Raw genomic sequence first — 14040 nt, 5'->3', positions numbered from 1 at the left:
TCGCCTACACCAACAATGAGTGCCCCATGCTTAACAAAGGATTGTTCCTGGCCTGCGCGCTGGCCCTGCTGAGCGCCTGTGATTCTTCAGATAAACCGGCCGCTCCTGCCGCGCCTGCTGCGGTGACGGCGCCGCAACCGGTCAAGCCTGCGGTGGATGTGGCGGCCCTCAAGCAGCGGTATGCCGGCCGCGAGTTAAGCGTGGTGGACGTGTCTGAAGTCCAGCTGGATGGCGCCAGCAGCTTGTCGGTGAGCTTTTCGATTCCGCTGGATCCGGAGCAGAAGTTCGCCGACAAACTGCATCTGGTGGACAGCAAGTCCGGCAAGGTCGATGGCGCCTGGGAGCTCTCCGACAACCTGATGGAGCTGCGCCTGCGCCACCTCGAACCCCAGCGCAAACTGGTGCTGACGGTTGACCCCGGCCTGCGCGGGGTCAATGACGCCAAGCTCGCCACCGAGTACATCAGCCGCCTCGAAACCCGCGACCTGCAAGCCACTGTCGGCTTCGCCAGCCGTGGCACATTACTGCCGACCCGCTTGGCCGAAGGCCTGCCGGTGATCGCGCTGAATGTCGACAAGATCGACGTCGAGTTCTTCCGGATCAAGCCCGAGTCCCTGCCGGCGTTCCTCGCCCAGTGGGGCCGTAACACCAGTTTGCAAAGTTATGAATCCCGCGAACTGCTGCCGATGGCCGAGTTGGTGTATGGCGGCCGCTTCGACCTGAATCCGGCGCGCAACACCCGCGAAACCCTGCTGCTGCCGATCGCCGGCCTCAAGCAGTTACAGCAACCGGGCGTTTATCTGGCCGTGATGCGTGCCTCGGGCACCTACAACTACTCGCAACCGGCGACGCTGTTCACGCTCAGCGATATCGGCCTGTCGGTACACCGCTACGCGAACCGCCTGGATGTGTTCACCCAGGCGCTGGACGGCGGCAAGGCGCTGGACGGGGTCGATCTGGAAGTCCTCGACGCTGGAGGGCGTGTGCTCGCTCAGGGCCAGACCGGCAAGGGTGGCCATGTCGAGTTGCCGTTGCCGAAAAAAGCCCAGGTGTTGCTGGCCAAGCAGGGCGAACAAACCAGCCTGTTGCGCCTGGACAGCGCGGCGTTGGACCTGGCCGAGTTTGATATCGGCGGGCAACCCGCTCACCCGCTGCAGTTTTTCGTGTTCGGTCCGCGTGACCTGTACCGTCCCGGCGAAACCGTGCTGCTCAATGCCCTGTTGCGGGACAGCGACGGTAAGGCCGTCAAGCCGCAACCGGTGAGCGTCGAGGTACGCCGTCCAGATGAGCAGGTCAGTCGTAAGTTCGTGTGGGACGCGGATGCTTCGGGGCTTTATCAATATCAATTGCAACTGGCAGGCGAAGCACCGACCGGCCGCTGGCAACTGGTGTTCGACCTCGGCGACGGCAAGCCGCAGCTGTATGAGTTCCTCGTTGAGGACTTCTTGCCGGAACGCCTGGCCTTGGAACTCAAGGGCAGCGACGCCCCGCTCAAACCTGCCGACAACGCGACCATTCAGGTCAACGGCCGCTACCTGTACGGTGCGCCCGCGTCGGGTAATCGGATCAGTGGGCAAGTCTATGTGCGTCCGCTGCGCGAGGCGGTCAAAGGGTTGCCGGGGTATCAGTTCGGTTCTGTCACCGAAGAAGAATTGAGCCAGGATTTCGAACTCGACGAAAGCGTGCTCGACGCCAAGGGTGAAGCGCTGCTGACCCTGGAAAGTAAATGGGCCGAGGCCAAGTCGCCGTTGCAACTGATCGTCCAGGCCAGCCTGCAGGAGTCCGGCGGCCGGCCGATTACCCGACGCCTGGTGCAGCCGATATGGCCGGCCGAGCAATTGCCGGGCCTGCGCGGACTGTTCGACGGCCAGGAAACCAATGGCGATGGTCCCGCGGAATTTGAAGTGCTGCTGGCCGATCCGGCCGGCCAGAAACTCGCCGCCGACAACCTCAAAGTACGCTTGATTCGTGAGCGTCGCGATTACTACTGGAACTACTCGGACAACGATGGCTGGAGCTATCACTACAACGAGAAATTCCTCAACCTCGACGAGCAGAGCATCAATATCAAGGCTGGCGACACCGCCAAGGTCAGCTTTCAGGTGGAGTGGGGCCCTTATCGGGTCGAGGTCGAAGACCCGCAAACCGGCCTGATCAGCAGCGTGCGCTTCTGGGCCGGCTATCAGGCCCAGGACAATACCGAAGGTGGCGCGGTGCGCCCGGATCAGGTCAAGCTGGCGCTGGATAAACCGGCGTATGCCGATGGCGATACGGCTAACGTCACGGTTACTCCGCCGGCCGCCGGTAAGGGCTACCTGCTGGTGGAGTCCAGCGAAGGGCCGCTATGGTGGCAAGAAATCGACGTGCCGGCCGAGGGCAAAAGCTATGCGGTGAAGCTCGATCCGAAATGGTCGCGTCACGACCTGTATGTCAGCGCCCTGGTGATTCGTCCGGGCGAACGCAAAGCCAATGTCACCCCGAAACGCGCGGTCGGCCTGCTGCATCTGCCGCTGGATCGTACCCAGCGTAAATTGGATTTAAGCCTGAGCGCGCCAGAAAAAATGCGTCCCAAGCAGCCGCTGACGGTAAAAGTCGCCGCTAAAAACGCCGACGGCAGCCTACCGAAGCAGGTGCATGTGCTGGTGGCCGCGGTGGATGTGGGCATTCTCAATATCACCGAATACCCGACGCCGGACCCGTATTCCAGTCTGTTTGGTCGCAAGGCTTACGGCGTGGACCAGTTCGATATCTACGGTCAACTGATCGAAGCCGGACAGGGGCGTCTCGCGAGTCTGGCGTTTGGCGGTGATGCAGCATTGGCCAAGGGCGGCAAGCGCCCGGATACCAGTGTCACCATCGTTGCCTTGCAAAGCGCGCCGGTGAGGTTGAACGAGAAAGGCGAGGGCGAAATCAGCGTCAATATTCCCGATTTTAACGGCGAGCTGCGGTTGATGGCCCAGGCCTGGAGCGACGATCGCTACGGCATGGCCGAAGCCCGGACCGTGATCGCCGCGCCGCTGATTGCCGAGCTGTCGGCCCCGCGCTTCCTGGCCGGTGGCGACCAGACTGCGCTGGCGCTGGACCTGTCCAACCTGTCGGGCAAGGCCCAGAAGCTTGATGTGCAACTCAGCGCCGAAGGGCAACTGAGCTTGCTCGGCGAGGCCGCTCACAGCGTGCAGTTGGCCAAGGACCAGCGCACCACCTTGCACATCCCGGTGCGCGCGCTGGGCGGTTTTGGCCAGGGCAAGGTCAAGGTCAGTGTCAACGGCCTTGATCTGCCGGGCGAGAGCCTGCCGCCGTTCACCCGGGAGTGGACGCTGGGTGTGCGTCCAGCCTATCCGGCGCTGCTCAAGCATTACCGCGCGGTACTCAAGGATCAAACCTGGAGCCTGCCGGAAGCCGAGCTGGCGCTGTTTGAACCGGCCGGACGCGAGGCGCTGTTAAGCCTGTCGAGCCGTCCACCGTTGAACCTTGGCGAACAGATTCGTGCGCTCAAGGCGTATCCGTATGGCTGCCTGGAACAAACCGCCAGCGGCTTGTACCCATCGCTCTATGCTGACGCCGAAGTGCTGACCCGCCTCGGTCTCAAGGGTGAACCGGACGCCGAGCGCAAGCGCAAGATCGAACTGGGCATCGAGCGCCTGCTGGGCATGCAGCGCTACAACGGCAGCTTCGGTTTGTGGGGCGCCGATGGTTCGGAAGAGTATTGGTTGACGGCGTATGTCACCGACTTCCTGTTGCGGGCCCGTGACCAGGGTTTTGCCGTGCCGTCCGAAGCGCTGAAAAAAGCCAGCGAGCGCCTGCTGCGTTATGTGCAGGAGCGCAACCTGATCGAGGTCGACTACAGCGATGACGCCGATCACAGCCGTTTCGCCGTGCAGGCCTACGCCGGCATGGTGTTGGCCCGCAGTCAGCAGGCACCGCTGGGCGCCTTGCGCAGTTTGTTCGAGCGGCGTACCGATGCCCGCTCCGGGTTGCCGCTGGTGCAGTTGGCGATCGCCTTGCAGAAGATGGGCGATCAGCCGCGTGCCGATCAGGCCCTGGTTGCCGGCCTGGCGGTGAAGCGCAAAGCCAATGAGTGGCTGGCCGACTATGGCAGCCCATTGCGTGACCAGGCGATGATTCTGGCGCTGCTGGAAGAAAACGATCTGGCCAAGGGCGCGCGTGAAGAACGGTTGTTCGAGCTGTCCGACCAGATGGCTGCCAGTCAGTGGCTGTCGACCCAGGAGCGCAACTCGCTGTTTCTCGCCGGCCGTGGGCTGTTGAGCAAGCCGGAAACCAACTGGACCGCGCAATTGAGCAGCGGCGGCGAAACCCGCGAACTGAACAACGGTCAATCCGGCTTGAAGCTGGAAGGTGCATTGTTGGCATCCCCGTTGACCCTGAGTAATCCAGGCAGCGAACCGGTTTACCAGCAATTGAGCATTTCCGGTTATCCACTGCAGCCGCCGGCCGCCGGTGGTGAAAACCTCAGCATTCGCCGTGAATACCTCGGCATGAATGGCCAACCGCTGAATCTGCGCAACCTCAACAGCGGGGAGTTGGTGCTGGTGCACCTGGTCGTCAGCGCCAATAAACAGCGGGTGCCAGACGCCCTGGTGGTGGATTTGTTGCCCGCCGGCCTGGAGCTGGAAAACCAGAACCTGGCACAAAGCGCCGCCAGCCTGGAAAACGCCAGCAGTCAGGTCAAGGAATGGCGTGAGTCAATGCAGAACGCGTCGATCAAGCATCAGGAGTTTCGCGATGACCGTTACGTCGCGGCATTGAACCTTGACGGTTATGGCACCACGCACCTGCTGTACCTGGCCCGCGCGGTAACGCCGGGGACTTACCGGGTGCCGCCGCCGCAAGTCGAGTCGATGTACCGGCCGAACTGGCAGGCAGTGGGCGAAACCCCGGCGGATATGGTGATCAAAGGCCGCTGAACGCTCCACCTGTGGAAACCGGCTTTATCTTTATGTGGGAGCGGGCTTGCTCGCGATGGCGGTTTTTCAGCCGATATATTCGGCGACTGACACACCGCCATCGCGAGCAAGCCCGCTCCCACACAAGCCCGCCCGCCACAGGGTGTCTATTTAATGTACGACCCAACTGAGCAGCCACAGCCCGAGCATCAGCCAGATAATCCCCATGATGATCGACGCTCGCATAAAGGCGCGGATTGCCGAATACAGCAGCATCAAGCCGATGATCAAGGTGATGATGCTGATGATTGAGGTATCCATGCCCAAGGTGCGGGACAAGCCGTCAATAAAATTGCCGCCGGCATTTGTCAGTGCACCGAACAACCCACTGAGCCCGTCGACGATAAAACGAATGACCGAACCGAGTGCCTGGCCCAGCCAGTCAAAAAAGCTTTCTACCTGCATATGAGTGTCCTGATGAAGTGGTGGGCGTATCTGCCGGACCTGAGCCTTTGGCCGTCAATCCCGCGGGCGAGTTCCGTTGAAGCATAGAGGTTTGCCCGGTTGAATTTGCGATTAGTTGCACGCTGGTCCTTGGGTAGCCTGTTATGGGTGATGGCGCTGCTGTGGCTGGCTGACCGAATCTGGCCATTACCCCTGCCCAAGGACGACCTGGCCCGCGTGGTGTTGGCCGAGGACGGCACGCCATTGTGGCGTTTCGCCGATGCCGACGGGGTGTGGCGTTATCCGGTGCAAAGCCGCGAGGTCTCACCGTATTACCTCGATGCCTTGCTGACTTATGAAGACCGCTGGTTCTACCAGCATCCCGGCGTCAATCCGTTATCCCTGATGCGCGCCACCTGGCAGAACCTGACAGACGCCCGGGTGGTTTCCGGTGGCAGCACCTTGTCGATGCAAGTGGCGCGCTTGCTCGATCCTCATTCGCGCACCCTCCATGGCAAGTTGCGCCAACTGTGGCGCACGGCGCAGTTGGAGTGGTACCTGTCCAAAGAGCAAATCCTCAACCTGTACCTGAATCGGGCACCCTTCGGCGGTACGTTGCAGGGCGTGGCGGCGGCCAGTTGGGCGTATCTGGGAAAATCGCCGCACCACCTGACCCGGGCCGAGGCCGCCTTGCTCGCCGTATTGCCCCAGGCCCCGAGTCGCTTGCGCCCGGATCGTCATCCGCGGCGTGCCCAGGAGGCGCGAGACAAGGTACTGCGGCGGCTCGGCGAATTCCAGGTGTGGCCGCAGTCCGCCGTCGATGAAGCGCTTGAGGAGCCGCTGTTGCTGGCACCCCGCCAGGAACCCAGTCTTGCGCCGTTGCTGGCCCGTCGCCTGAACCGTCCCGACAGCCCGCCACTGATTCGCACCACCATTGATGCCAGCCTGCAACGCCGCCTGGAAGACTTGCTGCTGGGCTGGCGTGCGCGCTTGCCGGAACACACCTCGGCGGCCATTCTTGTGGTGGAAGAGGAAAGCATGGCGGTGCGTGCCTACCTGGGGTCGGTGGACATCAACGACGCCCGACGCTTTGGTCATGTCGACATGATCAGCGCCCTGCGTTCGCCGGGGTCGACGTTGAAGCCCTTTCTGTATGGCATGGCGCTGGACGCCGGGCTGATTCACTCCGAATCGCTGTTGCAGGACGTCCCCCGGCGATACGGCGATTATCGACCGGGCAACTTTTCCATGGGCTTTACTGGTGCGGTGCCGGCCAGCACTGCGTTGTCCAGCTCATTGAACCTTCCGGCCGTGCAGTTGCTGGAAGCCTACGGGCCGAAACGCTTTGCCGGCGAAATGCGCGTCGGTGGCATGCCGCTGGCGCTACCGCCGCTGGCTGAGCCGAACCTTGCGCTGATTCTCGGTGGCGCCGGTAGCCGGCTGGAGGAGTTGGTCAGTGGCTACAGCGCCTTTGCCCGGGATGGCAAGAGCGCCACGATCCGTTTGCAACCGCAGGATCTGCTCAGGGAGCGGCCGCTGTTGTCGCCGGGTTCTGCCTGGATTGTGCGACGCATCCTCAGCGGCCAGGCGCGGCCGGATCGCGATCCGCGGGCCGAGCTGGTACAGCGGCCGGTGCTGGCCTGGAAGACGGGCACCAGTTACGGCTTTCGTGATGCCTGGGCGATGGGGGTCGGGCCGCGTTATCTGATCGGCGTGTGGATCGGCCGACCCGACGGCACTCCGGTGCCGGGCCAGTTCGGCCTGGCATCGGCGGCGCCGTTGATGTTGCAGGTGCATGATGTGCTGACCAATCGCGACAGTCAGCGCGGTATCACGGCGCCGGTCAAACCGGTGCCGACGAATGTCGGGGTGGCCGCGATTTGCTGGCCGTTGGGCCAGCCGATGAGCCGCAGTGATTCGAATTGCCGCCGCCAGCGTTTTGCCTGGACGCTGGACAAGACCACGCCGCCGACCTTGCAGGCGCTGGACCAACCCTTGAGTGTCGGCCTGATGGAAAAAATCTGGGTCAATGCCAAGGGCTTGCGGGTTGCCGCCAACTGCCCGGGTGCGGTGTCCCGTGACATTGCGCTGTGGCCGGCGCCGCTGGAACCCTGGTTGCCCAGGATCGAACGTCGCGAGGCGCGGATTCCAGCGCCCGATTCCGCTTGCCCGCCACCGGCGTTGGCGGCGTCATCGCCGCTGTCGATCGTCGGTGTGCGTGAGGGCGACCAACTGCGGCTGCCGGCGTCGAGCTTGCAAGCATTACGTCTTGAACTGTCGGCCCTGGGCGGCAGCGGGCGGCGCTGGTGGTTCCTCAATGGTGCTCCGTTGGGCGACAGCGCTAATCAGGACAGTATCCACGCCAGTTTCGAGCACTTGGGGCGCTATCAACTGAGTGTGCTGGATGAGGCGGGGCAGACGGCCAGGGTTGAGTTCAGCGTGGTGGACTGAGTGGTGATTGTGGGAGCCTATCCGTTGCCGCGGCCAGGGCGTCGTAGGCGCGCGCTTGCTCGCGAAAAACCTGAGATCGCCTCGGGGTGCCATTCCAGGCTCTTTTCCAACGGTGACCCGCAAGACCATGAACCCCGCAGATTCACTTGCCATCCCCGCCTATCCGCCCGAAGCTATACGCCTTCAGGAGCCCCCCATGAACCTCGAACACCTTACCGAGCGTCTGCATCGCATTCGCGATAACAACAACTGGAAACAATTCCACAGCCCGAAAAACCTGGCGATGGCCGCCAGTGTCGAAATGGCCGAGCTGGTCGAAATTTTCCAGTGGCTGACCGAAGACCAGTCTCGACAATTACCTGCGGACAAGCTCGCCCATGCGGGCCAGGAAGTAGGCGACATCGTGCTTTATCTCCTGCTGCTGTGCAGCGAACTGGGGCTGGACATGGATCAAGTGGTTCGCGCCAAACTGGCCGACAGCGAACGGCGGTTTGCCCATGAGTGATCGTCATTTCGACCAGCTTGCGACGCGATTTGCCGAGAAAATCTACGGCGGTGCCAAGGGCGCGATTCGCCTCGCGGTGTTGCAGGCCGACTTGAGCGAAGCCTTGCCGGAGCGGCCGTTGCGGGTGCTGGATATCGGCGCCGGCCTCGGCCATATGTCGTTATGGCTGGCCGAGCGCGGTCATCAGGTGACCTTGGCCGAACCCGCCGCACCGATGCTTGAAGGCGCGCGCCAACGCTTTGCCGAAGCCGGTCAACAGGCCACATTTATCCAGGCACCCTGGCAGGAACTGCCGGGCCAGCTCACCGAGCCTTACGATCTGGTGTTGTGCCACGCCGTGTTGGAGTGGCTGGCGGAACCCCATGCGATCCTGCCGGTGTTGCACCACCTGACCGTGCCCGGTGGCTGGTTGTCCCTGGCTTTTTATAACCGCGATGCGCTGATTTACCGCAATCTGCTCAAGGGCCACTTCCGCAAAATGCGCACGAACGACATGGCCGGCGAAAAACAAAGCCTGACGCCGCAACAACCCCTCGACCCTCGGGCGTTGGCGGCGCAACTAGCCGGGCTGTGGCAGGTCGAAAGCCAGAGTGGGGTGCGGGTGTTCCACGACTACATGCCGCTGGAATTCCAGGCACGCGCCAGTTTGCCGGACGTGTTGGAGATGGAGCTGGCTCACCGTCGTCATCCAGGTTTTGTCGGGCTTGGACGTTATTTGCACTGGATCTGCCGTCCGGTTTAAACGGCCCAGTCTGCGGAGGTCGAAATGAAGCGCCATGTCGGATTTATCCTGCTCTGCCTTGGGCTTGCCGCCTGCCAGAGCAACAACCCTTATGTGGCGGCTTCCAGCCCCATGCCGCCGGCGCCTGCCCAGGCTGCCAGGACGTTCGATGCCAGCGCCTACCCGGCGCCGGTGCGCGACTATGGCGCCTACCGTAACTGGGCCTGGCGTAACGGCCAACTGCCGGCGGGCAGCGCTTGGGCCGACTCGGCGCAGATTGCCGAAGCGGTCAGCGGCGCCCTGGACCAGCGCGGCTTGCGCCCGTTGCATGATAACCGGGCGCCGGATCTGCTGGTCAGCGCTGATGTGCACCTCGAAAAGCGCCTGCGTCAGGTGCAGGACGATTACGGGTATGGCTACGGCGGCTACAACCGCTACGGTAACGGCTATGGCATGTACAACTCGGTGCCGATCGTGCGTACCTATGAAGTGCAGGTCGTGGTGGTACGGGTCAATCTGTTCGATGCCCGCAGCGGTCAGCCAGTGTGGAGTGCCAGCGCCGAAACCGGTAGCCAGGGCAGCCTGAGCGAACGCGGTGACGCCTTGCGACAGGCTGTGCAAAAAGCAATGACGGCGTATCCTCCCAGTTAACAACTATTCTCATCTCAGGCTCAGACTGCCTTTTGGAGAACCATCATGTTGCGTCGTCTCGCTTTGCTTGCTTTTGCCGTGCTGATCGGTGGCTGCCAGACCAGCCAGGTCAACCACGATTTTGACGCCAGCCGCGACTTTGGCGCCTACCGCAGTTGGAGCTGGAAAGAGCCCGCGCTGCAGTACCGGCCCGATGACCCCCGGATCCGCAGTGACCTCACCGAACAGCGCATCCGCCAGGCGGTTGCCGAGCAGCTCGATCAACGCGGTTTACGCGCCGCGCCCGCGGGGACCAAGGCCGATTTGAATGTGCAGGCCTACCTGATTGTCGAAGACCGCCAGCAACAAGTCAGCACCAACTACGGCGGCGCGTGGGGCGGGCCATGGAACGGTTATTGGGGCGCGCCGATGTACAACGAAACCCGCAATATCACCTACAAGGTCGCCACCCTCCAGATCGACTTGCTGGACGGCAAGGACGGCAAGCTGGTCTGGCGCGGCAGCGATGAGCAGATGATGAGCGGCACGCCTGACCCGCAGGACCGCGCAGCGGCCATCCGCGCGACTGTCAGCAAGGTGCTCTCCAACTATCCGCCGCGCTGAAAGCCCACGGCATCGGGTATATGCCGCTGATCAGTGGAAATTCGGGGTTTCAAGCAATCGGCTTCCACTGTCCAATCATGTGTTCGATATCGCCCGTTCCTTTCAATTGCCATTGACCGCTCGAGCCAGGAGGGCTGCATGACAAGATCACTTCACTGGGTAAACGAACCGGTTTCTTGAAGTCGACCTCAATCTCGACGTTGACGATCGGCAAATGTTCGTCGAGGGCCGCCAACGCGCGGGCCTTGCTCCACAGACCATGGGCGATGGCCTGAGGGAAACCGAACAGCTTGGCCGTCAGCGCGCTTAAATGAATCGGATTGTAATCCCCGGACACCCGTGCGTAACGGCGGCCGATGTCAGTGGGCACCTGCCACCGGAGCAGTTCGTTCAGCGGGTCGATGATCTGCAGGGGTTGATCCATCGACTCTCCCGCAAGCTTTGCCCCGCGACACAGCATGCGGCTCTCGCCTTCCCATAGCCGGCCGAGAGAATCGTCGAGCGTAGTTATCAGGTCAAAGGTCGCCCCTTTTGCATGGGGCTGCAGGTTTTGCGCGTGCACGCTGATCTGTACTTCGCTCACTGCACCCAGCGGGCGAAGAATGCGCATGCGATTACGCAGGTGCACCAGTCCCAGCAGCGGGAAAGGAAAGTTCTTGGCGGTCAATAATTGCAGTTGCAGGCCGAACGCCAGAATGTGCGGGTAGGTCGCCGGCAACATGGGGCCGTCGGCAAACCCGCAGACCTTGCGATAAGCCTCCACCGCCCTGGGATTGACGCGTGCCGGGCAACGCAGCCCGCAATCGGGCAGTGTCGTGCCACTGATGTTGCGTTTGAGGGCCGCACGCAGATACAGCGGCGGCAACGAAGGGCTGTTGTGCAATGTATGCCATTCCATGCTCAGGCTCCCAGCAGACTTTGTCCGCAGACCCGCAAGGCCTGACCGCTGATGGCGCCGGAGCCCGGTTGGCCGAGCCAGGCCACCGCTTCGGCGACGTCCTGCGGCAGGCCACCCTGACCCAACGAACTCATGCGCCGCCCTGCCTCGCGCAGGGCGAAAGGAATGTGTGCGGTCATCTGGGTCTCGATAAAACCGGGCGCCACGGCATTGATACTGATGCCGCGTTCGGCCAGCAGAGGTGCCCAGGCCTGGGCCAGGCCGATCAAGCCGGCCTTGCTCGCGGCGTAATTGGTTTGCCCGCGATTGCCGGCGATGCCGCTGATGGAGGCCAGCAACACCACGCGGCCGTTGTCGTGCAACGTGCCGCTGTCGAGCAGGGCTTTGGTCAGCACTTGGGGCGCGTTGAGATTGACCGCCAACACCGCGTCCCAATATTCAGGCGTCATGTTGGCCAGGGTCTTGTCCCGAGTGATGCCGGCATTGTGGACCACGATGTCGATACCGTCCGGCAACTGCTCGATAAGCTGCGCGGCGGCGTCTTCGGCGCAGATGTCCAGGGCAATGCCGCGCCCGCCCAAGCGCGCCGCCAATGCCTCAAGGTCTGCCTTGGCGGGCGGCACGTCCAACAATACGATCTGCGCGCCATCGCGGGCCAGGGTCTCGGCAATCGAGGCGCCAATGCCTCGCGCCGCACCCGTCACCAGCGCCTTGAGCCCGGCCAGCGGGCGTGTCCAGTCTTGAACGTGCGTCGCGCAGGCACTCAAGCGAATCACCTGGCCCGAGATGTACGCACTTTTGGGCGAAAGGAAAAACCGCAAGGCGCCTTCCAACTGGTCTTCGGCACCTTCGCCGACATACAACAATTGCAAGGTGCCGCCGTTGCGCAGCTCCTTGGCCAGCGAGCGACTGAAACCTTCAAGGGCGCGCTGGGCGCTGGCGCCGAACGGCTCATCAAGGCTTTCCGGAGCGCGTCCGAGGATCACCAGATGCGCGCTGTGATCGAGATTTTTCAGCAACGGCTGGAAGAATTCGCGCAATTGCTTGAGCTGGTCGGTGTGCTGAAGATGGCTGGCGTCGAACACGACGGCCTTGAGTTTGGGGCCATGCCCCGGAATCCACGCGGTGGCCTCCAAGGGTTCGGCACCGTAGCTGAAAATCGCCTCGGTGAGTTTGTTGGCAAATGGCAATACCTTGGCTGCCAGCGGGCCGCCGCCTAACAACAGGGCACCCTCGACAGGGCGCAGGCGGCCGGCTTGCCAGCGTTCCAGGTGTCCCGGCGACGGCAGGCCAATGGCGGCAACCAATCGCTGGCCGAGGCTTGAGTTGGCGAAGTCTATATAACGGTCAGACATGGAACGCTCTCCGGCTGCTGGGGTTCAAACGGTGGACCATCAATCGTTGAAAGTCGTTCGATTGAGCCTAGGCTAGGCTCAAGATTCCACCCACCACCTTCAGGGAGCTTTCCATGACTCAGTTGCGCCGTGTCGCGATCATCGGCGGTAATCGCATCCCCTTCGCCCGGTCCAATGGCCCGTACGCCACGGCCAGCAACCAGGCGATGCTGACCGCGGCCCTGGAAGGCCTGATCGAGCGCTACAACCTGCATGGCTTGCGCCTCGGTGAGGTGGCCGCCGGGGCGGTGCTCAAACATTCGCGGGATTTCAACCTGACTCGCGAATGTGTGCTGGGCTCGCGTTTGTCGCCGCAAACTCCGGCCTACGACATCCAACAGGCCTGCGGCACGGGTTTGGAAGCGGCGCTGCTGGTGGCCAACAAGATTGCCCTGGGACAAATCGAATGTGGGATTGCCGGCGGAGTCGACACCACGTCCGATGCGCCGATCGGCGTGAACGAGGGGCTGCGTAAACTTTTACTGAAAGCCAACCGCAGTAAATCCATGGCGGATAAATTAAAAGTCTTGTTACAACTTCGTCCCCAGCACCTCAAGCCCGAGCTGCCACGCAATGGTGAACCTCGCACCGGCCTGTCCATGGGGCAGCATTGCGAACTGATGGCACAGACTTGGCAGATCCCCCGCGCCGAACAGGACCAACTGGCGCTGGAAAGCCATCAGAAAATGGCCGCGTCCTACGCCGAGGGTTGGCACAACGATTTGCTCACGCCGTTTCTCGGTTTGACCCGCGACAACAACCTGCGCCCCGACCTCAGCCTGGAAAAACTCGCCAGTCTGAAACCGGCGTTTGAACGCAGTGAGAAGGGCACCTTGACCGCCGGCAACTCCACGCCGCTGACCGATGGCGCCTCCCTCGTGCTGCTGGGCAGCGAGGCTTGGGCCAGGGAGCGTGGCCTGCCGATCCTGGCCTATCTGCGTGACGGCGAAGCGGCGGCGGTGGATTTTGTCCACGGCGCCGAAGGCCTGCTGATGGCGCCGGTGTATGCCGTTCCACGCTTGTTGGCGAGAAATGGCCTAACGCTGCAGGACTTCGATTACTACGAGATTCACGAAGCATTCGCTGCCCAAGTGCTGTGTACGCTCAAGGCCTGGGAAGATGCCGAGTATTGCAAGACCCGTCTCGGGCTGGACGCCCCATTGGGGGCCATCGATCGTAGCCGCTTGAACGTCAAGGGCAGCTCCCTGGCGGCCGGGCATCCGTTCGCGGCCACCGGGGGGCGGATCATTGCCAATATGGCCAAGCTGTTGGACGCGGCGGGAGGGGGGCGCGGGTTGATCTCGATCTGCGCGGCCGGCGGCCAGGGCGTGACGGCAATTGTTGAGCGCTGATCTCGGCTATGATTGCCTCGCCCTTGCGGGGAATTGCCGGCAAAAGCGGTCTTGTCAGATAAATCTGGCATATTGGGCGCATTCTTGGATGGTCAAAGGTCGGTATCCTCTCCCAGC

At 62.5% G+C, this 14040-nt stretch carries 10 protein-coding genes; 7 read left to right on the top strand and 3 right to left on the bottom strand.

Annotated elements, in window-relative coordinates; genetic code table 11:
* Window positions 1-26 precede the first annotated feature (26 nt).
* Window positions 27-4925 carry an alpha-2-macroglobulin family protein gene (locus AC6CIA_RS08755; RefSeq protein ID WP_498311546.1) on the top strand — a complete coding sequence of 1633 codons (4899 nt, stop codon included), beginning with the start codon at window positions 27-29 and terminating at the stop codon, window positions 4923-4925.
* 150 nt (window positions 4926-5075) lie between these two features.
* Here AC6CIA_RS08755 and AC6CIA_RS08750 read toward each other — a convergent pair whose 3' ends face one another.
* Window positions 5076-5369 (bottom strand): hypothetical protein, encoded by a 294-nt coding sequence (locus AC6CIA_RS08750; RefSeq protein WP_339531747.1) that lies wholly within the window; start codon window positions 5367-5369, stop codon window positions 5076-5078.
* Window positions 5370-5468: 99 nt separating this feature from the next.
* Between AC6CIA_RS08750 and pbpC the strand changes: the two genes are divergently transcribed.
* From pbpC to AC6CIA_RS08725, 5 genes are all read left to right on the top strand, one after another.
* Window positions 5469-7799, top strand: a complete 2331-nt coding sequence (pbpC, locus tag AC6CIA_RS08745; RefSeq protein ID WP_498311545.1) for a peptidoglycan glycosyltransferase PbpC — start codon at window positions 5469-5471, stop codon at window positions 7797-7799.
* A gap of 196 nt (window positions 7800-7995) precedes the next feature.
* Window positions 7996-8304 carry a MazG-like family protein gene (locus tag AC6CIA_RS08740; RefSeq protein WP_084381765.1) on the top strand — a complete coding sequence of 103 codons (309 nt, stop codon included), beginning with the start codon at window positions 7996-7998 and terminating at the stop codon, window positions 8302-8304.
* Window positions 8297-9046 carry a methyltransferase domain-containing protein gene (locus AC6CIA_RS08735; RefSeq protein ID WP_498311544.1) on the top strand — a complete coding sequence of 250 codons (750 nt, stop codon included), beginning with the start codon at window positions 8297-8299 and terminating at the stop codon, window positions 9044-9046. Before AC6CIA_RS08740 ends, AC6CIA_RS08735 begins: the two co-directional genes overlap by 8 nt.
* 24 nt (window positions 9047-9070) lie before the next feature.
* On the top strand, window positions 9071-9676 hold the full coding sequence (locus AC6CIA_RS08730; RefSeq protein ID WP_498311543.1) for a DUF4136 domain-containing protein: 606 nt from the start codon (window positions 9071-9073) through the stop codon (window positions 9674-9676).
* A 45-nt stretch (window positions 9677-9721) separates the two neighbouring features.
* On the top strand, window positions 9722-10279 hold the full coding sequence (locus tag AC6CIA_RS08725) for a DUF4136 domain-containing protein (protein WP_498311542.1): 558 nt from the start codon (window positions 9722-9724) through the stop codon (window positions 10277-10279).
* Between the two features lie 49 nt (window positions 10280-10328).
* Here the strand turns inward: AC6CIA_RS08725 and AC6CIA_RS08720 are convergent, their stop codons facing one another.
* Both AC6CIA_RS08720 and AC6CIA_RS08715 read right to left on the bottom strand, forming a co-directional pair.
* Window positions 10329-11177, bottom strand: a complete 849-nt coding sequence (locus tag AC6CIA_RS08720; RefSeq protein WP_498311541.1) for a MaoC family dehydratase — start codon at window positions 11175-11177, stop codon at window positions 10329-10331.
* 2 nt (window positions 11178-11179) lie between these two features.
* Window positions 11180-12532, bottom strand: a complete 1353-nt coding sequence (locus AC6CIA_RS08715; RefSeq protein WP_498311540.1) for a 3-oxoacyl-ACP reductase — start codon at window positions 12530-12532, stop codon at window positions 11180-11182.
* Window positions 12533-12645: 113 nt separating this feature from the next.
* Here AC6CIA_RS08715 and AC6CIA_RS08710 point away from each other — a divergent pair, with 113 nt between their 5' ends.
* On the top strand, window positions 12646-13923 hold the full coding sequence (locus AC6CIA_RS08710; protein WP_498311539.1) for an acetyl-CoA C-acetyltransferase: 1278 nt from the start codon (window positions 12646-12648) through the stop codon (window positions 13921-13923).
* Window positions 13924-14040 lie beyond the last annotated feature (117 nt).

Source organism: Pseudomonas sp. GQ91 (assembly GCF_059758795.1).
The sequence above is the reverse complement of the archived record's forward strand: the minus strand, read 5'-3'. Positions and strand labels throughout refer to the sequence as shown.

Coding starts and splice junctions, on each gene's coding strand:
- AC6CIA_RS08755 (WP_498311546.1), top strand. CDS start 27: ATGCTTAACAAAGGATTGTTCCTGGCCTGCGCGCTGGCCCTGCTGAGC.
- AC6CIA_RS08750 (WP_339531747.1), bottom strand. CDS start 5,369: ATGCAGGTAGAAAGCTTTTTTGACTGGCTGGGCCAGGCACTCGGTTCG.
- AC6CIA_RS08740 (WP_084381765.1), top strand. CDS start 7,996: ATGAACCTCGAACACCTTACCGAGCGTCTGCATCGCATTCGCGATAAC.
- AC6CIA_RS08735 (WP_498311544.1), top strand. CDS start 8,297: ATGAGTGATCGTCATTTCGACCAGCTTGCGACGCGATTTGCCGAGAAA.
- AC6CIA_RS08730 (WP_498311543.1), top strand. CDS start 9,071: ATGAAGCGCCATGTCGGATTTATCCTGCTCTGCCTTGGGCTTGCCGCC.
- AC6CIA_RS08725 (WP_498311542.1), top strand. CDS start 9,722: ATGTTGCGTCGTCTCGCTTTGCTTGCTTTTGCCGTGCTGATCGGTGGC.
- AC6CIA_RS08720 (WP_498311541.1), bottom strand. CDS start 11,177: ATGGAATGGCATACATTGCACAACAGCCCTTCGTTGCCGCCGCTGTAT.
- AC6CIA_RS08715 (WP_498311540.1), bottom strand. CDS start 12,532: ATGTCTGACCGTTATATAGACTTCGCCAACTCAAGCCTCGGCCAGCGA.
- AC6CIA_RS08710 (WP_498311539.1), top strand. CDS start 12,646: ATGACTCAGTTGCGCCGTGTCGCGATCATCGGCGGTAATCGCATCCCC.